We start from the raw sequence: 19,094 nt of genomic DNA on the forward strand, positions 1-19,094 counted from the left end.
CCTCTTCAGTGAATTTAGCCAAAAGAAAAGCACCTCCAAATGTTAGATGATTTGTCTAACATTTGGGGTGCACTTCAGATCAGCTCTTTTTTTGTTATGCAGCTAAAAAGCGGTTCAGCATAAGAAGGATTTATACTAGTTTTAAAGAATTGTATAAAGAGTCATATCAAAAGGAGTGATGCTTGTGTTTAATTGGTTTCGAAAGAAGAAGGGAAAGACGAATGGAAAGCAGCTTAACAAAGACACGTCAGATAGTGGTGCGTTTAACCCTATCATATTTACAGCTGATTTAGCTGATGAAGATAAAAACCAATCTTCCAAATCAGAAGCAGCTGGCAATGATTATAATTACTCCGCTAGTTTTGACAGCAGCGATTCCGGTGGCGGCGGGATTGACTGATAATCTGATTGTTTGAAGCTTTGGGATTCTAGGTTTTTCATTATAGTTTTGCTTAAGCCTTTATAGCGGCCGCCAAATTAAAAAGAGTCATACCGATACGGATATGACTCAATTAAAAAGTTGAATGATCTGAAAATCCTCTATTTATCCTGGATATCAACCTTGGTTACGTCTTTCATCATATTATTAATGATAAAGGTATTGTTGATATTTTTGGTGTTATTGTACGTGTTTCCGTATCCGCCTGCATGATGAATGGGTGCCTGTGCATATCGGTAGTTATAGATGTCGACCATATTGCCGATGCGAAATAGGTCAATAAACCAGCCAATCATGAATCCTCCGCCTGTGAAAAGGTAGAAAATACCCATTCCGTAATCTCGCAAATAAAATCGGTGTGCCCCTAAATAGCCTAAAAAGAGCCATAAAATATAGGCAATCCCTGTTGATTTCCTTCTTGCTGGGTAATACCCGTAGTGCCTCATAATATATGAATCCCCCTATATGGATGAAAAAATAGTGTTTAATATGTACTTTATACAGTGATATCTTTCCTGTCCATATGTAGATTTAGGAAGAGATAAGGGTAGTCTGGCAGGTGATATTGCCTGTATCTGTTTATTAATATAATAATTTATTAAGTTAGAAGACAGAGGAATTAGTGACTATTCGTTTTTATATTGATAAAATATAAATTGATTAATTATTCTGAAAAAATATCTTATCAAAAAGAAATAATAAAGGAAAAGGAGAGATATTAGCATGTTTGAAATCCAAGGGAAAGTAGCGATCGTAACAGGTGGAGCAAACGGAATTGGTAAGGAAGCCGTTAAGGCGATTCTTGCCAAAGGAGGAGTGCCGGTCATTGCAGACTTCAATGAAGAGCTAGGGAATCAAACTGCAGGGGAATTAAACGTTGAATTTATTAAAGTAGACGTATCAGATGAGGGTCAAGTAAAAGAAATGGTGTCACATGTGGTTGAAAAATACGGCCATCTTGACATTATGGTTGCCAATGCGGGAATTGGCGGGGGCGGCAGCACGCTAGAACTTTCAACTGAGGAATACGAGAAATACATAGGTGTTAACCAAAATGGTGTATTCTATTGCAGCCGTGAAGCGATTCGCCAGATGGTTGCGCAAGGCACGGGCGGAGCGGTTATTAATGTCTCTTCTATTCTAGGCTTAGTAGGTTCAGCAGGTGCTTGTTTCTACAATACTAGCAAAGGTGCGGTAAGATTAATGACCAAATCCATGGCATTGGAATTTGCTCCATTTAACATCCGTGTGAATAGCGTTCATCCTGGTTATATTATTACGGGAATGGTTAATGAGGACGTTGCAGGAGCTGAAGGGATTGAAATGCTAAAATCACTTCATCCGCTATCTAAAGGGATTGATCGTCTTGGAAAGCCGGAGGAAATCGCGCATGCCATCATTTTCGCCATTGAAAATACCTTTATGACAGGGGCGGAGATTGTCGTAGACGGCGGATATACTGCTCAATAATAGAGTATAAAGTGAATAATGCAGGGCACCCACTGATGGCAGTAGGTGTTTTTGGCTTGTCATTTAGAAAGGAAGAGCTCTCTTTGTTTATAAGAGGCTCTTCCTTTTGTTTAATCTATATAAATCGATCGCACCAAAGTCCTTATCGATTCCTTGCCATTCGGATGCTTCGTCTTAATATCAACCGTCATATTATAAACCCCCGGCTTAGATACCTTCGGAAGCTTGGCGGTGTAAGTCGATCCGCTGACTGGCTTCGGCTGGGTGTTATGATTTAGCTGATTGCCATCGCTATCAATAAATTTAATCGAGAAGCTAGTTGTACCTGCCTGCTTTGGAGTGCGGATTGTGAAGTCGGTTTGAGCTGCTTTGCCTTTTCCGGCCATCTCCAGTCCGTACGTGTCTTCATCGTTGAAGGTGGAGGCCAGCATGTAGGCGTCATTTGTATCTGTTGCTTTCATTTGAACCGTCCAAGTGCCAGGGGCGAAAGCAGGAAGGTCAAATGTATAAAGGTTGGCGCCTGAGAAAATGGTTTGGTCGACATCTGGCTTCGATGCAGGGATGATGATCCCATCCGGCGAGACTAGCTCGACGACTGTAGATGGGCTAGCTGTGTAGACAGCGAGGGTTCCGGTTGTTTTTTCAGGCAGATACATTTCTTGTTTAATGAACTGACCCTGGCTTAAGCTGCCGCCATGGATGTAGCGGGAAGACGAGCTCTGGATAGCTGTTTCGGTTTGCTTGAGCGAATCGGCTGACGAGCTGGTTTGTGCGACGGAGGAAGTGCGCAAATATGGCTCGATTCTTGAGAATACCTTCGATCCTAATCGAATATTATCGTGGTCAAGCGTGCTATCTGTGAATAAGTGTGTGCTATACGGCAGCTTTGTGCTTGTTACATTGACTAGCCCATCGTTAGCACCGTAGGAACCTAAATATGCACCGCCTAAAGCAAGAGCGGAAAAGGCAGGCCCACGGTTAGTTCCGGCAATCGTGTAGTACTTATTTTTACTTCTGTTTGTATGGCTGTCAGTCGCAGAGCGGAATTTCGCCATTTCCCCAACCTGAAGGGAATACGTGCCTGCATCATTTTGACCGAGCAGTTCTCCCAGCCATCCGGCATACCAGCTGTACGCCAGGTCTGCCAGCTCTGAGCCGTGGTGCGGCGAGCCTAATGTGACGACCCTGCCGACATATTGATGCGCTCCGTAGTGGATGAGAGCAGCCTGTGTGTCAGGACCTCCCTTGCTGTGGGCGATAATATTAACCTTCTGGCCGTTGAAGTGACGCGATATTTCCCTGAGCATGGAGGCAAGCAGGCGCCCGTTCGTATATTGATTTTCTGATCCATTGCCCGCCGCATCATAAAGCTGGACAAAAACGGTTTGGTAACCAGCATCATACGCTTTTGTATACATATCGTTCACTCCATGGTAAGACGTCTCACCATACCAGCTGGTCGAGTTTCCATTCTTCCCTTGGACAAAGACAATCGGCGGTTTAGATGAATTATAATTTGGCGGGCGGTCTCCCAGGAACCAATCGCCTGGGGTAAAGGATTCTCTCGGCGGAATCAGCTTTCCGGCAGAAACCTCTGAGGAGATCCCGTATGGAATGAATACCAATAAGCACAGGAAAATAGCTGAAATTTTTCTCATCATTTTGTTCATTAAATGCCTCCATATCATTCGTTTTTTTGAATACATGGAAGTGTATGAAGAGAAGAGGTAGCTTATTCTGTAACAAATGACCCAAAAATGGCGGCAAGCGGGGAGGATAAAGTTTAGCATATTAGATAAGCAAATAATGATGAGTGAAGGGGGAATCCCATTAATCCTAGTTTGTTTAATAGGATTATATAAGAAGTGCGAACGAGCATTTGGGCATGCCCATGCCGTGGTATGCTTTTCACAGCTGTTTTGACAGGTTAAAAATATTTAAATATAATTTTTACTATTACATAACTGCAGTTGCACAATTTGTTGAGAATGAGACTAGAAAGATAACTGCGAGACCATTTATTTGAAAGCGAAGGCGGTTGTCGGAAGCGATGGCACACTGAAAGCGGCTAACAGTGAAGAAGATGCTGAAAGAGTGCAGGCGCTGATTCAAAATTGCCGGACTGTCAGGCTTGATTGCGGGCATGCTTTTCTTGAAGACCATAGTTTCTCTGGCTGAATACTGCAAAGAATGCTTTAGGGAGGTAAACCAGCGGATATTCGTCGGTACTATGAGGAACAAATAATTTATAATCTATTGAATAACGATTACACCAAGGAGATACCAACAACTATGAATAAACGAATAAGACAATATACAGCGCTTTTTGCAGCATTGATTGTGTACTACATTGTCCATGAAGGTGCCCATCTGATTGCCGCACTTTCTATGGGAGTGTTCAAAACAATCAATTTTATGGGTCTGGGCATTCAGATCGATGTGTACAACACGCAGATGACCGATCTGCAAATGGGGATTTTTTGCCTGGCAGGTGCGATCAGCACGCTGATTATCGGTTATGCAATGGTTTTTGCAAGCCCCATGATTTGCAGGTCGCATTCTAAGATTTTCCGGGCAATCATGTATTATGTGACAATCACCCTGCTTCTGCTTGACCCCGTATATCTGAGCGTTCTTTGCGGATTGTTTGGAGGCGGGGATATGAACGGAATCGCCCTGCTGGTTCCGGAATGGATTGCAAGAGGCTTCTTTGGTCTTTTGGTGATTGCGAATGGCCTGCTGTTTTGGAAGGTTATATTACCGCAATATACCCGGTCCTTTAAGGAGGAAGCGAAAGTTTCCTAAATCGGCCGTTGCGTCAGTAAAGATAATTATGCGCTATTAGTCTAGGGCAGACGCTCATGTATGAGAGGTTTCCTAGAGGCTTTTCGACAATGAAATAAAAAGGGATTGAGAATGTTTATTCTCAATCCCTTTTGTCGTTCATGGCCTGGTTTCTTAATGGTCATGCTTTAAATTGTTTTCAAGTACGCTCGCTACCTTTTGGAATTCTTCATCAGATTCTATTTCATGCAGCTCGCCCTCATCATCGACACGGAAGAAGAAGATTTCCATATCCTCATCTGTTTCGCGCTTGATTTCTTCTACAAGTCCTGCGACCGCATATTCTGCTCCGTCAACGTCAAGTGTACCTAGGATTTCAATTTCTTGATCCTGGCCGTCTTCACCTTCAAGTAAAAGGATTTCTCCGATTTCAATTTTGCTCATAGTACTAGTCTCCTTTATGTGCTTTGTCCGAATAGTATAACGGTTACGATGAGAAAAAACAAATCTGACAAGCATTACATTTCTCATACGGGAAAGATATTGATACTATTGAATGGAAATAACTAGCAGGAGGTTGTGCCTACATGTCAACTATACACATACCGGTCTCGGTGCTGAATCTCGCGCCAATTAGAAGCGGGGAGGGAACGAAGGAAGCGATTGATTCCTTAGTCGATTTGGCCCAGGCTGTTGAGAAGATGGGATATACCCGATATTGGGTAGCTGAGCATCATAATACACCTACACTGGTCAGCTCAGCCACTGCAATCTTGATAAAGCATGTGCTTGAACATACAGATAAAATTCAGGTAGGGTCAGGGGGAATCATGCTTCCGAATCATTCCCCGCTCGTTGTGGCGGAGCAATTTGGCACCATGGAGGCCATTTATCCGAACCGCTTGAATCTTGGGCTGGGACGCGCTCCAGGGACAGATATGCTCACTGCGGGGGCCCTGCGCAGATCGAATCATAATTCGGTGTATACTTTCCCGGCCGATGTGGAGGAGATCTTAACCTATTTCGGTCCGGAGGATGAACAAGGAGCGGTAAAAGCTTACCCGGGTGCAGACGCGAACATTCCCGTTTTCATTCTCGGATCCTCAACAGAATCGGCCGTCCTTGCCGCTAAGTTGGGCCTTCCATATGTCTTTGCGGCCCATTTTGCCCCTCGTTATATGGAGGAGGCGATTTCTATCTATCGAAATAGATTCCAGCCATCGAAGTATCTGGATAAGCCATATATGATGGTTTGTCTTAATGTCATCGCGGCTGAAACGGATGAGGAAGCCTTGTATGAGTCAACGACGCTGCAGCAGTTCTTCTTGAATGTCGTCCGCGGCTCGAAAAATCCATTAAGCCCGCCGGTAGATACAATGGATGGTTTATGGACACCTGGCGAAAAACAAATGGCTCAAGCAATGACAAGCGTTTCCTTGATTGGCTCCAAGGACTCTGTCAGAACCCAGCTTTCTGATTTCCAGGAGGCTCACAATGTGGATGAGATTATGGCTATTTCCTATATTTTTGATCCTGATAAGCAAAAGCGCTCCTATGAAATCTTGAAAGAGATTACGAGCGAATAAAAGAATGCGATGGAATCCTTCGAAGGGGGTTCCATCGCCTTTTTTATTGTTTTATAATGGATGGAAAAATAAACCGTTTGCTTTGGGATTGGGGGATTTCGGATGATTCGGAGATTGGATAAGCAGGACCATGAAGCATGCTTTCGTCTGATAAAAGGGGAAGCTGCCGAGAATTTGTTCATCATCGGTGATATTGAAGCATATGGGTATGAGCAGGAATTCCAGCAAGTATGGGGAGAATTTAATGATCAGAATGAACTGATGGCCGTTTTGCTGAAATATCGTGAAAACTATATTCCGTATGCTAAAACAGAGGAATTTGATGCACAGGGATTTGCCCGGATTATCGAAGCGGATGACCAGTTCTCCTTTTTATCCGGCTTGGAGCGCTGCACGGCAAAGATTGAACCATACCTGACAAATAAGCTGAAGCGAAAAAGAAAGTTTTATTATGCGAAATGTACAGAGTTGAAGGTTAACCTTGATGATGTGGATGTATCAGAGGTGCGATTGGCCGTACCGGATGACGCGAAGCGTCTAGTTGACTTGCTGCAGGCCATTCCCGAATTTGCCGATTCTATCATTTCCGAGAAGAATAAGCGGGAAGCCCTTGAGAGCGGAGTAGCCAGGACGTTTTATATTGAAAGGGAAGGCCGATTCGTTTCTACCGCTTCAACAACAGCCGAGAACTCTCTCTCCGCCATGGTCGTTGGAGTTGCGACCCATCCGGATTATAAGAGGAAAGGAATGGCTAGTGCATGTATGGTGGCGCTGTGTGAGGAGCTGCTGGGGGAGGGCAAGGAATTATGCCTATTCTATGATAATCCTGATGCCGGAACGATTTATAAAAAACTAGGTTTTCAGGATATTGGTTTTTGGGTCATGAATATTTATCATCATTGATTGTTCATCTAATTTGCTGAGTAATACTATTCTATAATAATATATTCCTCAATCTATCATACGAATTGAGAGGCTGCCTATGATTCTTCTCTTTTGAGTAAGGGTCAAGGCAGCTTTTGTCATATTTTCAGGTATCAAGTGAATTGAAAATAGAATATAGTTTTAAATGGCAATTTTCTGATAAGATAAAAATTTACCAAGTTATAGTTTTTAAGGATTTATATTAAATATCGTGATAAAATCTAGTGAGAAATAAATTATTTACAAATAATTTTGAGAGGGAAATAGGGTTCATGCAAAAACAACAAGAGAAAGAGATGTATGCAGCAGGTGCAGTGTTAAAGAAGGAAATTGGCATGAAGGAAGCCTTGACCATTGTGGTTGGCGTGGTTATTGGTTCCGGGATTTTCTTCAAGGCAACTCCAGTAATGGATAGTGCAGGTTCGGCAATAGCAGCCGTGCTGGCATGGCTGCTTGGAGGTTTGCTGACGATGGCAGCCGCTCTGACGTTAGCGGAAATTGGATCAGCAATCCCTCACACGGGCGGCGTGTTTGCCTATTTGAAAGAATTATATGGTGAGAAGATTGCCTTTTTATTTGGCTGGGTGCAAGCATTGATTTATGGGCCGGCGATTGTGGCGGCGCTTTGCATTGTCTTTGCGACTCAGGCCACTTATTTCATCCCAATGTCAAGTGGCCAGCAAAAAGCGTTGGCGATTGGTATCTTACTCTTTGTGACGGTGCTGAATGTCATTTCGACAAAGCTCGGAAGCCGGATACAGTTCATTGCAACGATTGCTAAAATGATTCCCATTGCTTTTATCATCATCTTTGGTATTATCCACGGCGTTAATGAAGCTACCCCTGTTTTCTCTGGGGAACCAGTCCATGGGTTTTCCTTTGCAACGTTTGGTGTAGCTATGCTCGGGACGCTTTTTGCTTATGAAGGATGGATTAGTGTGGGCAATATGGCGGGTGAGATGAAAGACCCTAAACGTGACTTGCCGCGCTCCATTTTCTTTGGAATGATGATTATTATTGCGGCTTATGTTTTAATCAATGTTGCATTCTTATCCGTGTTAACTCCAGCGGAAATCGTTGGGGCGGAGAATGTGGCCTCTGATGCTGCCCAAATCTTATTCGGCAGCGCTGGTTCTATGCTCATTTCAATCGGAATTCTGATTTCGATCTTTGGAACGTTAAATGGGTACCTGATGACGACTGTGCGTGTACCGTTTGCTATGGCGGAGAATAAGATTTTCCCGTTCCACCATATCATTGGCCGCGTTGAGAAACGTACGAGCACACCAATTAACGTTTACATTTTCCAAGTGGCGATTGCTATTATTTATATATTCTCAGGGTCATTCAATACTTTATCAACTCTAGCATTATTTGCCGTTTGGATTTTCTTTGTGCTCGCTATTTATGGTGTATTCGTTATGCGTAAGAAACGCCCAGATCTAGTGCCGACCTATCGCGTGCCGCTGTATCCGATTGTGCCGCTTGTTGGCATAATAGGCGGCGTCTATATATTGGTTTGCACAATCGTTAGTGACACGCTCTATTCATTAATTGGGTTAGCTATTACAGCTATCGGATACCCAGTATATATGTATTTGAAAAAACAAAATAATTAACTAAGAAAGTCCGGGACAATTAGTTCCGGGCTTTTTTGCTTGTATGATGAATAGGAATTTAGCAAAATAAGGGTATGCATATGTGTCAGCAGGAAGAGGGTGAATGAATGAGGCATTATAAGAAGTATATAAAGAAGTATGGTTTTTTATTTTCGATAGCCATTGTTTTTTTAATGATAGAGGCGATTTGCGACTTGCTTCTTCCTACGATATTGGCCTCCATTATTGATAATGGTGTTGCCAACAATGATCTTCAATATGTTCTCGATATGGGCGGGATGATGCTTCTTGTAACAGGGATTGGTGCACTTGGAGCCATTATTCGGAATATCATTTCTAGCAATCTGTCACAAAGGCTCGGTGCTGAGCTTCGTTCAGACTTATACCGGAAAATCCATTCCTTGAGACTTGAAGAAATGAATCAATTTGAGGCATCCTCACTTGTGACCAGGCTGACGAATGATGTCAATCAGGTACAGATGTTCGTGAATGGATTAATGCGGATTATGGTGAAGGCGCCGCTTGTCTGTTTGGGAAGTATCTTTATGGCGGTAAGGCTTAATGCATCCATCTCCTGGGTGCTTCTTATTGTTATCCCGATAGTCGCGCTGATTATCATCCTAAACATGAGAATCAGTCTGCCGTTCTTTATGCGTGTCCAAAAAGCGACGGATCAGCTCAATGGTGTGGTGAGGGAATTTCTCTCAGGCATTCGGGTTATCCGGGCATTCAATCGCGGACCTTTCGAACAGTCAAGATTTGATGAGAAAAATGAGCAATTATTCGGTACATCCACGAAAGCCATGCGAATCATGTCTATCTTTAGTCCGGGGATATCCCTCACGGTCAATTTCGGCATTGTGCTAGTGTTGCTGGCTGGCGGCTGGAATATTAATGATGGACAAATGCAGGTGGGTGAAGTGGTCGCTTATGTGAACTATATGACCCAAATCCTAATAAGCTTGATGATGATTACGATGATTTTCAATATGTTTGTCCGCGCGCGTGTTTCCGCCGGCAGGATTAGTGAAGTCTTAGGGACGAATCACGTATCCGGGATGAAAGCGCAAGATGCCAGCATCCGGCAGGAAGGAGTTATGTTTGACCATGTCAGTTTTTCCTATCATGGCACAGAGGATTATGTCGTAAAGGATGTATCGTTACACGTTCGTCCGGGAGAAACGGTTGGAATTATTGGGTCCACAGGTGCGGGGAAGAGCAGTCTGGTGAATTTGCTTCTAAGGCTGTATGAACCATCCCGCGGGTCAATTTACATAAACGGCGAAAATATTCATTCGATGGATTTGAAACAATTGCGTGACCAAATTGCTTATGTTCCGCAGAAATCTACTCTCTTTACGGGTACCATCAAAGAAAATATTCTATGGGGGAAAGCGGATGCTGGTATGGAAGATATCCAGCATGCTTCAAGAATCGCGCAGGCTGATGCCTTTATCTCTCGTTTGCCGGATGGGTATGATACGCAGCTTGGCCAAGGCGGTGTGAACCTTTCAGGAGGGCAGAAACAGCGGGTGTCAATCACTCGTGCATTATTGAAGAATGCGCCCATTCTCATATTGGATGATTCGACAAGCGCCCTAGATGCCGTGACTGAACAACGGTTAAAGGAGGCGCTGCGTGAGGACAGAAAGAAGAAAATCGTCTTCCTAATTGCTCAGCGAATCACCTCAATCATGGATGCAGACCTTATCATCGTCATGGAAAATGGGAAAATTGCCGGCGCTGGCAAGCATGAGGAATTGGCCAAGGACAATCCTGTCTATAAGGAGATTATCCTATCCCAATTAGGAACGGAGATGGAAACTAGTGGCTGAGTCAACTAACCAGAATAAAGGAACGCTTCCAACTGGACCGCCAAGAGGGCATGGGGGAGCGAGATTTGCGGCTGTTGAAAAGCCAAAGGATTTTAGCGGGACATTGAAGCGCATATGGGGTTATTTCGGGAGCGAGAAAAGAAGCCTGTGGATTGTCCTTCTCTTTGTGGTCATAAGTGCTGCCGTCAGCTTATTTGTCCCCTATTGGATTGGGAGGACGGTGGACTCCCTTGAATGGAGGCAGGTTGACCTTTCTCTCCTGCATTGGTTTGTTATTATTCTCGCAGTCGTGTACGTGACAGATGGAGTCTCTACACTTTTGCAAGGCTGGATGATGGCGGGAATCTCCCAGCGTGTTGTCCGGTCTTTGAGGGAATCCTTGTTCCGTAAGCTGAATAAATTGCCGATATCCTATTACGATACACACACTCATGGCGACATGATGAGCCGTGTGACGAATGATATCGACAATGTCAGCACAAGTATCTCCCAGTCGACGACCCAGCTGATGAGCGGGGTCATTACCATCACGGGCTCCTTTGTTATGATGCTCGTGCTCAGTCCGATATTGACATTGGCGGCATGCGTGACAATCCCCCTTATGTATTTACTGACAAAAACAATCGCTAAAAGGACAAGGATTCTCTTTAGGGAGCAGCAAAAGCATTTAGGCCGACTTAATGGGCATATTGAAGAGTCGATTTCCGGCAATTTGATTGTGAAGGCATTTAACCATGAAGATGAGGTCATTTTCACCTTTGATGCGATTAACGGCAAGTTGTTCGAATCAGGGCGCAAGGCTCAAATCTGGTCTGGCTTTCTCATGCCAATCATGAATGTCATCAATAACTTAGGGCTGACCTCTGTGGCGATTGTCGGAGGAGTTTTGGCTGTTAATGGCTCGATTACGGTTGGAGTCATTGCTGCCTTTATCAGTTATTCACGGCAATTTACACGGCCATTAAATGATTTGGCCAATATCTTTAATATTTTTCAATCAGCGGTTGCCGGTGCTGAGCGTGTGTTTCAGGTTATTGACGAGACAGAAGAGCTGGCGGATAAGCCTGGTGCGGACGAGCTATCCCGAGCGGAAGGAAGGGTAAGCTTTGAACGGGTCAGCTTTGGTTATCAAAAGGATTCTCCTATCCTGAACAACATAAGCTTCGAGGCTAAAGCGGGCAGCCATATTGCGCTCGTTGGTCCGACCGGAGCAGGCAAAACAACGATTATTAATTTATTGACACGCTTTTATGATGTCGGGGCAGGACGCATTACGATTGACGGAACGGATATCCGTGATTTCACGCGAGAGAGCCTGCGCAACACATTTGGCATCGTTCTTCAGGATACGTATTTGTTTACAGGGACAATCAAGGAGAATATCAAATATGGCCGGCTTGAGGCAACCGATGATGAAGTGGTGGAAGCAGCTAAAATGGCCAATGCTCATTATTTCATCACAAGGCTGCCTAAGGGGTATGAAACCATGCTTTCAGAAAGCGGGGGGAATCTTAGTCAAGGACAGCGTCAGCTGCTAGCGATTGCTAGAGCCATTCTCTCTGATCCGGCCATTCTGATTCTTGATGAAGCGACCAGCAGTGTTGATACGAGAACGGAGCTTGCCATCCAGAATGCAATGCGCAAAGTCATGGCTGGCAGAACAAGCTTTATGATTGCCCACCGGTTATCGACTATCCGTGAAGCTGACACTATTATGGTCATTGATGACGGTCGTATTAAGGAACAGGGGAGTCATCAGGAATTGATCAACCAAAATGGGCAATACCGCCATATGTATGAAAGCCAGTTCAAGAATGTGCAAACTTCATAGGAAGTTAAGGGAATGCATGCTCCTGTTTCGGGAGCGTGCATTTTTGAGGAGGCTGTCTTTTGACTAGCATTGGTAGAGGGGCAAAAAAATCACTAGAAAATTTTTATTTTAATCAAATGGCTTCATATCAAGAATGAAAACGATTACAAAGATTTTTGAATAAACTAAATTATCTAATAATTATGAAAAATCAGTTGACTCTTCCTCGGGAAGGTCGTATTATAAGTTTCAACAACAAAGTTCCTTATATTTAGTAAATTAAACAGATTTTTCTATGTATATATATATGTATTAAATCAATGAAAAGGATAAGTAGTAGATGGGGCGAACAGATACAGAGAGCCGGGGGAGCTGAGAGCCGGTGCTGTTTCCATCTATGAACTCACCTTGGAGTGCCTGTGTGAAACATGAGAGTAATACAGGCCGGGTTTTATAACCAAAACCCGTTACCAAAGAATTCGAGTGCATGGCGATTTAGATTTTGCCATGAATGAGGGTGGTACCATGGAGAGGAGATAAGCCTTTTCATCCCTTGCGTTTCATTGAAGAGACGTCAGGGATGAAAAGGCTTTTTTTATTCTCACAAGAAATTGAGCCTGGCGGTAAGAGATTACACAAATCGGGAGGGAGATTCCATGATGGAAAAAGCAGCTCTTGCTGAAAAGGAAGTGCAGTCTAACTCAAGGATCAGCGGAGCGGAGATGTTGATTAATGCATTGAAGAGGCAGGAAGTGGAAGTATTATTTGGTTATCCAGGAGGAGCCGTTTTACCCATTTACGATTCTCTCTATCATGCCGGAATGAAACATGTGTTATCCCGGCATGAGCAAGGAGCCATTCATGCGGCAGAAGGGTACGCAAGAATAAGCGGTAAGCCTGGGGTAGTGATTGCAACTTCAGGACCAGGTGCAACGAATCTTGTCACAGGCATAACGGATGCGATGATGGACTCTTTGCCGCTCGTTATTTTTACCGGCCAGGTAGGAACAGGGGTTATTGGAACTGATGCTTTCCAGGAGGCAGATATCGTTGGAATCACCACTCCGGTAACGAAACATAATTATCAGATTCGGGATACGAAAGATATCCCTCGAATAGTGAAAGAAGCATTCTATATTGCTTCTACAGGCAGACCAGGTCCAGTCCTGATTGATATACCGAAAGACATTGCCGCACTTGGGGATGTGGAAGTGGAGCCTGAGAGTATCTCGCTTCCGGGTTATCAGCCTACAACTGAGCCGAATTATTTGCAGATCAGGCGGCTTGTCGAGGCTGTTAGCTCAAGCAAGAAACCGCTAATCTTAGCAGGAGCTGGCGTCTTGCATGCAAAAGCTTCTAAGCAGCTGCTGGAGTTTGCAGAGCAGCAGCAAATTCCGGTCGTCAACACATTGCTTGGCCTTGGTACCTTCCCGCCGGACCATCCGCTCTATATTGGAATGGGCGGGATGCATGGCATCTATGCAGCCAATATGGCCATGTATGAATGTGATCTTCTCATCAATATCGGTGCCCGTTTTGATGACAGGCTGACAGGTAACTTATCGAGATTTGCTCCATATGCGACAGTGGCCCATATTGATATTGACCCGGCGGAAATCGGCAAGAATGTTCCAACCGCGATTCCGGTCGTGGGAGATGCGAAGCAGGCACTCCTTCAGCTCGTAAAGCAAAATGGCAAACGCTCGGATAGTGAGCCGTGGAGAAAGCAAATTCATGCATGGCTTGAGGAGTCACCGTATCACTATGAAAAAGAAGAATCAAAGGCATTAAAACCGCAGCGTGTCATGGAGCTGATTTATGAGCTTAGCAAGGGTGATGCAATCGTGACGACAGATGTCGGGCAGCACCAAATGTGGGCGGCGCAGTATTATCCGTTCAAAAGGCCGAATGCTTGGGTAACCTCAGGAGGCCTTGGCACGATGGGCTTTGGTTTACCTGCGGCTATTGGCGCCCAAATGGCTGAACCGGATGATTTGGTCATTTCCATCAATGGGGATGGGGGTGTGCAGATGTCCATTCAAGAGCTTGGAGTCATTGCGGAGCATAACCTCCCTATTAAAATCATTATCTTGAACAACGGTTCGTTGGGGATGGTTCGACAGTGGCAGGAAATCTTCTATGATTCCAGGTATTCACAGAGTGTCTTTGCTTCACAGCCTTCCTTCAGCAAGCTGGCAGAAGCATACGGAATCAAAGGGATTGACGCAAGGACGGAAGAGGAAGTGAAGCAAGCCTTTACAGAAGAATTTCCAGAGCATAAGCCGGTCTTGATTAATGTATTTGTAGAACCAGAAGAGAATGTGTACCCCATGATTGCCCCGGGCAAGGGAATCAACGAGATGGTGGGAGTGAAGAAGAGATGAGACGAATCATAACACTGACCGTTATGAACAGACCCGGTGTATTGAACCGGATCACGAACCTGTTCTCTAAGCGGAATTACAATATTGAGAGCATTACGGTAGGGCATTCGGAGATTGAGGACAGGTCGAGAATCACTTGTATCGTAAACGTAGAGAGTGTCCAGATTGCCGAGCAAATCACCAAGCAGTTAAATAAACAAATCGATGTTATCAAGGTTCAGGATATAACGGATCAATCGGTTGTCGCCAGAGAGCTTGCCTTGGTGAAGGTAGCCGTATTGCCAGCAACGAGAAGTGAAATTTATTCACTGATTGAGCCGTTTCGAGCTTCCATCATCGATATTGGCAAAGATAGCCTCGTCATTCAGCTTACAGGAGAGACGAATAAGATTGAAGCTTTCTTAGAACTAATCAAGCCATATGGGATTAAAGAGATTGCCAGAACAGGCACAACTGCTTTTGCGCGAGGCACACAGCCCGCAGATCAAGGAAATCGCAATTATTCAATCGTCTAATAATGAAAGGGAGAGATTAATTATGGCAAAAATGTACTATCAAAATGAAGCAAATGAAGCGGTATTGCAAGGGAAGAAAATCGCAATCGTGGGATATGGTTCACAAGGGCATGCTCATGCCCAAAACTTAAGGGACAGCGGAATGGATGTCATCATTGGTCTAAGGCCGGGAAAATCCTGGGATCAAGCGAGTGAGGATGGATTCGATGTGAAATCTGTCAGGGAGGCGAGTGAGGAAGCGGATGTCATCATGATTCTCCTTCCGGATGAGCACCAAACGAAAGTCTACAAAGCTGAAATCGAACCGGTCTTGCGTGAAGGGCATACCTTAATGTTCGCTCACGGGTTTAACGTGCACTACCATCAAATCGTCCCGCCATCCTATGTGGATGTATCCTTAGTTGCTCCAAAAGGACCGGGTCACCTGGTTAGAAGAACGTATGAACAAGGGGCAGGGGTACCGGCATTGTTTGCCATCCATCAGGATGTATCAGGTGAGGCGAGCGAATTGGCACTAGCCTATGCGAAGGGAATTGGTTCATTAAGAGCAGGTGCGCTAGAAACATCCTTTAAGGAAGAAACAGAAACGGATCTGTTCGGGGAGCAAGCTGTGTTATGCGGAGGATTAACCTCCCTTGTGAAAGCGGGCTTTGAAACTTTGACAGAAGCGGGTTATCAGCCGGAGCTTGCCTACTTCGAATGCTTGCATGAACTGAAATTAATCGTTGACCTTATGTATGAAGGCGGAATGGAAGGCATGCGCTATTCCATTTCTGACACAGCGCAATGGGGAGACTTCGTATCCGGTCCGCGCGTTGTGGGACCTCAAGTAAAGGAAGAAATGAAAGAAGTTCTGAAGGAAATCCAAAATGGTACTTTCGCAAAAGGCTGGCTGGTTGAAAACCAGGTGAACAGACCGGTCTTCAATGCGACTCAAGCACAGGAAAATGCACATCCGATTGAACAAGTAGGCAGGGAGCTGCGCCAAATGATGCCGTTCATCAATGAGCAGCAAAAGAAGCAGAAGGAAGTGGTGACGAGTGCGAAAAATTGAGATATTTGACACCACGTTAAGGGATGGGGAACAGTCTGCTGGCGTTACCTTGACCAGTATGGAAAAAATCGAGATTGCAAGACAGCTAGAGAGACTTGGCGTCGATATTATTGAGGCTGGCTTCCCGGCTGCTTCCCAAGGAGACTTTGAATCCGTCAAGCAGATAGCCGAGATGGTAAAGGGCTCTACGGTGACAGCGCTAGCCCGCTCTGCCCAATCGGATATTGATGCAGCTTGGCAAGCCTTGAAGAACACAGCAAGCCCTCGCATTCATGTATTCTTGGCGACTTCGCCTATACACCGGCAATATAAATTAAAGATGACAGAGGATGAGGTTGTGGAAGCGGCCGTCGCTTCTATTAAATATGCTAAACAGTTCTTCCCAGTAGTCCAGTGGTCAGCAGAGGATGCTTGCCGGACAGAGCTTCCGTTTCTCGCTAGAATCATTGAGGAGGCCATTCAGGCAGGAGCGGAAATTATCAATATTCCTGATACAGTCGGCTACATCACGCCGCGGGAATATGCAGAAGTGTTTACGTACCTGCAAAATCATGTGCCATCTATCGGGCGCGTTAAGCTATCAGCCCATTGTCATGATGACTTAGGATTGGCAACTGCCAATTCCATGGCTGCTATCCTTGCGGGCGTAACCCAGATTGAAGGAACAATTAATGGGATTGGAGAGCGTGCCGGCAATACGGCTTTAGAAGAGGTCGTGCTGGGCCTTTATACAAGAAAAGATTTCTATCAAGCAGAATCCAGGCTTGTGCTAAGTGAAATCAAGCGGACGAGTGAGCTTGTGAGCAAATTAACGGGCATGGTTATCCCTCCAAACAAGGCGGTTGTCGGTCAGAATGCCTTTGCGCATGAATCCGGTATTCATCAGGATGGTGTGCTGAAAGAGAAAACGACCTATGAAATCATTGAGCCAGAAACAGTGGGGCTAAGCTCCAATTCGATGGTAATCGGAAAGCATTCCGGCCGGCATGCTTTCCGCACGAAGATCAAAGAGCTGGGGTTCACCGTATCGGATGAAGAGATGAATCAATTATTCAAGGTGTTTAAGAATCTTGCAGACAGCAAGAAAGAGATGACAGATGATGATATCGTCGCACTCGTGCTCGAGGAGAAGGTGACGAAAGAGGGAGGCTATTATGAGTTGGTCTCCATCCAGGTCCAATATGGAACAAACCAAATCCCAACAGCAACGGTCACGCTCTCAGGCATGGATAATGAAACAATCCAGGAAGCCGGGACGGGTGCAGGAAGCATCGAGGCTTTGTATAACACACTTGAGCGCTGCATAAATAAACCGGTCACATTAAAGGATTACCGCATACAGTCAGTTGGAGCCGGGCGGGACGCGCTTGCCCAAGTATTCGTGAAGGTGTTGTATGAGGGTGTTGAGACAAGCGGCCGAGGATTGGCTCAGGATGTTTTAGAGGCGTCTGCGAAGGCTTACTTAAATGCCATTAACCGGGCAATCATGACGGAAGAAAGAACGTCAATTGCTTTGATGAACTAAACCTTAGAAGGAGGATTTCGAAATGAAAAAGAACATTGCTGTATTACCAGGCGACGGTATCGGGCCGGAAGTGGCAAAGGGAGCGGTCGAAATCCTCGGAGCTATCGGGGAACGGTATGGACATAAATTCACCTTTCGTTACGGGCAGATAGGAGGTTCCGCGATTGATCGTCACGGCAATCCTCTTCCGGATGAAACGCTTGCCCTTTGCAGGCAAAGTGATGCGATCTTGCTTGGAGCAGTCGGCGGTCCGAAATGGGATCAAAATCCCCCTGAATATAGGCCGGAACAAGGCTTGCTGAAAATACGCAAGGAATTGAACCTTTATGCCAATATGCGTCCAATCAACTATTATGCGAGTTTGTTAGAATCTTCCCCGCTAAAGAAAGAAATCATCGAAGAAACGGACTTTTTGATTGTCAGGGAATTGACAGGTGGTCTTTATTTTGGGAAACCGAGTGAGAGAACGTATCGGGATGGCATGGAGGCGGCAGTGGATACCCTCTATTATGAGCGCGAGGAAGTGAAGCGGATTATGAAGCTCGCCTTTGAATTGGCTTCCACCCGCAACCAAAAGGTCACATCGGTGGATAAAGCGAATGTCCTGGAGTCGAGCCGTATGTGGCGAGAGGTCGCCGAAGAAGTGGCAAAAGATTATCCCGAAGTGACCCTCGAGCATATGCTTGTCGATAATGCGGCGATGCAATTAATTAAGAATCCAAGACAATTTGACACGATTGTCACGGAGAATATGTTTGGTGATATTTTAAGCGATGAGGCAAGTGTCCTTACAGGGTCGCTTGGCATGCTGCCTTCCGCCAGTCTTTCTGAGAGCGGTCTTCATTTATATGAACCAATCCATGGTTCAGCCCCGGATATAGCCGGCAGGAATAAAGCAAATCCGATTGCGATGATTCTCTCAAGTGCATCCATGCTTCGCCATTCCTTTGGATTAGAAGAGGAAGCGGATACCGTGGAGCAGGCGGTCAGGAGTATTCTTGATTCAGGCAGGAGGACAGCCGATCTGGCGGGCAGTGGAATACCATATTCAACCTCTGAGATGGTAGAAGCCATTAAAGAGGAGATCCTGCAAAAGGATGCCATTGTTCATATCATGGATGCTTATGCATAAAAAGAATCAACCATAAA

17 protein-coding genes and 1 other annotated feature are annotated in these 19,094 nt (G+C 45.1%); of the genes, 14 read left to right on the top strand and 3 right to left on the bottom strand.

The annotated features are described in order from the left end of the window. Positions 1-184: 184 nt before the first annotated feature. Entirely contained in the window at positions 185-400 is a 216-nt protein-coding gene (locus tag CYL18_RS00005; RefSeq protein ID WP_104847421.1) for a hypothetical protein, read from the top strand. A gap of 140 nt (positions 401-540) precedes the next feature. Here the strand turns inward: CYL18_RS00005 and CYL18_RS00010 are convergent, their stop codons facing one another. Continuing rightward, positions 541-885, bottom strand: a complete 345-nt coding sequence (locus CYL18_RS00010; RefSeq protein ID WP_104847422.1) for a TM2 domain-containing protein — start codon at positions 883-885, stop codon at positions 541-543. A 277-nt stretch (positions 886-1,162) separates the two neighbouring features. Here CYL18_RS00010 and CYL18_RS00015 point away from each other — a divergent pair, with 277 nt between their 5' ends. After that, complete coding sequence (locus tag CYL18_RS00015) at positions 1,163-1,909, top strand: SDR family NAD(P)-dependent oxidoreductase (protein WP_104847423.1); 747 nt, start codon at positions 1,163-1,165, stop codon at positions 1,907-1,909. 110 nt (positions 1,910-2,019) lie between these two features. Here the strand turns inward: CYL18_RS00015 and CYL18_RS00020 are convergent, their stop codons facing one another. Continuing rightward, the gene (locus tag CYL18_RS00020) at positions 2,020-3,579 is read right to left on the bottom strand and encodes an esterase/lipase family protein (protein WP_104847424.1); all 1,560 of its coding nucleotides are present in this window, start codon (positions 3,577-3,579) and stop codon (positions 2,020-2,022) included. A 352-nt stretch (positions 3,580-3,931) separates the two neighbouring features. Here CYL18_RS00020 and CYL18_RS19140 point away from each other — a divergent pair, with 352 nt between their 5' ends. Together CYL18_RS19140 and CYL18_RS00025 are read left to right on the top strand one after the other, a co-directional pair. Then, complete coding sequence (locus CYL18_RS19140; protein WP_161497045.1) at positions 3,932-4,087, top strand: hypothetical protein; 156 nt, start codon at positions 3,932-3,934, stop codon at positions 4,085-4,087. 114 nt (positions 4,088-4,201) lie between these two features. Then, the gene (locus CYL18_RS00025) at positions 4,202-4,714 is read left to right on the top strand and encodes a hypothetical protein (protein WP_104847425.1); all 513 of its coding nucleotides are present in this window, start codon (positions 4,202-4,204) and stop codon (positions 4,712-4,714) included. 153 nt (positions 4,715-4,867) lie between these two features. On the opposite strand, the gene CYL18_RS00030 is transcribed toward CYL18_RS00025, so the two are convergent. Continuing rightward, positions 4,868-5,137, bottom strand: coding sequence for a DUF1292 domain-containing protein (locus tag CYL18_RS00030; protein ID WP_104847426.1), 270 nt, complete (start codon positions 5,135-5,137; stop codon positions 4,868-4,870). 143 nt (positions 5,138-5,280) lie between these two features. Here CYL18_RS00030 and CYL18_RS00035 point away from each other — a divergent pair, with 143 nt between their 5' ends. From CYL18_RS00035 to leuB, 10 genes are all read left to right on the top strand, one after another. Continuing rightward, the gene (locus tag CYL18_RS00035; protein WP_104847427.1) at positions 5,281-6,279 is read left to right on the top strand and encodes an LLM class flavin-dependent oxidoreductase; all 999 of its coding nucleotides are present in this window, start codon (positions 5,281-5,283) and stop codon (positions 6,277-6,279) included. A gap of 102 nt (positions 6,280-6,381) precedes the next feature. Next, positions 6,382-7,182, top strand: coding sequence for a GNAT family N-acetyltransferase (locus CYL18_RS00040; protein ID WP_104847428.1), 801 nt, complete (start codon positions 6,382-6,384; stop codon positions 7,180-7,182). 293 nt (positions 7,183-7,475) lie between these two features. Continuing rightward, a complete protein-coding gene (locus CYL18_RS00045; RefSeq protein ID WP_104847429.1) occupies positions 7,476-8,822 on the top strand; it encodes an APC family permease in 1,347 nt (448 codons plus the stop codon). 107 nt (positions 8,823-8,929) lie between these two features. After that, positions 8,930-10,657: an ABC transporter ATP-binding protein gene (locus CYL18_RS00050; RefSeq protein ID WP_104847430.1), complete on the top strand. Its 1,728-nt coding sequence runs from the start codon at positions 8,930-8,932 to the stop codon at positions 10,655-10,657. After that, entirely contained in the window at positions 10,650-12,488 is a 1,839-nt protein-coding gene (locus CYL18_RS00055) for an ABC transporter ATP-binding protein (RefSeq protein WP_104847431.1), read from the top strand. Before CYL18_RS00050 ends, CYL18_RS00055 begins: the two co-directional genes overlap by 8 nt. Positions 12,489-12,778: 290 nt before the next feature. Continuing rightward, positions 12,779-13,024: a binding site (T-box leader), on the top strand. A gap of 99 nt (positions 13,025-13,123) precedes the next feature. After that, the gene (ilvB, locus tag CYL18_RS00060) at positions 13,124-14,851 is read left to right on the top strand and encodes an acetolactate synthase large subunit (protein ID WP_104847432.1); all 1,728 of its coding nucleotides are present in this window, start codon (positions 13,124-13,126) and stop codon (positions 14,849-14,851) included. After that, positions 14,848-15,366, top strand: a complete 519-nt coding sequence (ilvN, locus tag CYL18_RS00065) for an acetolactate synthase small subunit (RefSeq protein ID WP_104847433.1) — start codon at positions 14,848-14,850, stop codon at positions 15,364-15,366. Before ilvB ends, ilvN begins: the two co-directional genes overlap by 4 nt. A gap of 22 nt (positions 15,367-15,388) precedes the next feature. Further along, on the top strand, positions 15,389-16,420 hold the full coding sequence (ilvC, locus tag CYL18_RS00070) for a ketol-acid reductoisomerase (protein WP_104847434.1): 1,032 nt from the start codon (positions 15,389-15,391) through the stop codon (positions 16,418-16,420). After that, a complete protein-coding gene (locus CYL18_RS00075; protein WP_104847435.1) occupies positions 16,407-17,945 on the top strand; it encodes a 2-isopropylmalate synthase in 1,539 nt (512 codons plus the stop codon). The genes ilvC and CYL18_RS00075 overlap by 14 nt, the downstream gene beginning before the upstream one ends. A gap of 22 nt (positions 17,946-17,967) precedes the next feature. Then, entirely contained in the window at positions 17,968-19,077 is a 1,110-nt protein-coding gene (gene leuB / locus CYL18_RS00080) for a 3-isopropylmalate dehydrogenase (RefSeq protein WP_104847436.1), read from the top strand. Positions 19,078-19,094 lie beyond the last annotated feature (17 nt).

The organism is Pradoshia eiseniae (assembly GCF_002946355.1).
In the GTDB taxonomy this organism is placed as follows: Bacteria; Bacillota; Bacilli; order Bacillales; family Pradoshiaceae; genus Pradoshia; species Pradoshia eiseniae.

Coding starts and splice junctions, on each gene's coding strand:
- CYL18_RS00010 (WP_104847422.1), bottom strand. CDS start 885: ATGAGGCACTACGGGTATTACCCAGCAAGAAGGAAATCAACAGGGATT.
- CYL18_RS00015 (WP_104847423.1), top strand. CDS start 1,163: ATGTTTGAAATCCAAGGGAAAGTAGCGATCGTAACAGGTGGAGCAAAC.
- CYL18_RS00020 (WP_104847424.1), bottom strand. CDS start 3,579: ATGAACAAAATGATGAGAAAAATTTCAGCTATTTTCCTGTGCTTATTG.
- CYL18_RS00025 (WP_104847425.1), top strand. CDS start 4,202: ATGAATAAACGAATAAGACAATATACAGCGCTTTTTGCAGCATTGATT.
- CYL18_RS00030 (WP_104847426.1), bottom strand. CDS start 5,137: ATGAGCAAAATTGAAATCGGAGAAATCCTTTTACTTGAAGGTGAAGAC.
- CYL18_RS00035 (WP_104847427.1), top strand. CDS start 5,281: ATGTCAACTATACACATACCGGTCTCGGTGCTGAATCTCGCGCCAATT.
- CYL18_RS00040 (WP_104847428.1), top strand. CDS start 6,382: ATGATTCGGAGATTGGATAAGCAGGACCATGAAGCATGCTTTCGTCTG.
- CYL18_RS00045 (WP_104847429.1), top strand. CDS start 7,476: ATGCAAAAACAACAAGAGAAAGAGATGTATGCAGCAGGTGCAGTGTTA.
- CYL18_RS00050 (WP_104847430.1), top strand. CDS start 8,930: ATGAGGCATTATAAGAAGTATATAAAGAAGTATGGTTTTTTATTTTCG.
- ilvB (WP_104847432.1), top strand. CDS start 13,124: ATGATGGAAAAAGCAGCTCTTGCTGAAAAGGAAGTGCAGTCTAACTCA.
- ilvN (WP_104847433.1), top strand. CDS start 14,848: ATGAGACGAATCATAACACTGACCGTTATGAACAGACCCGGTGTATTG.
- ilvC (WP_104847434.1), top strand. CDS start 15,389: ATGGCAAAAATGTACTATCAAAATGAAGCAAATGAAGCGGTATTGCAA.
- leuB (WP_104847436.1), top strand. CDS start 17,968: ATGAAAAAGAACATTGCTGTATTACCAGGCGACGGTATCGGGCCGGAA.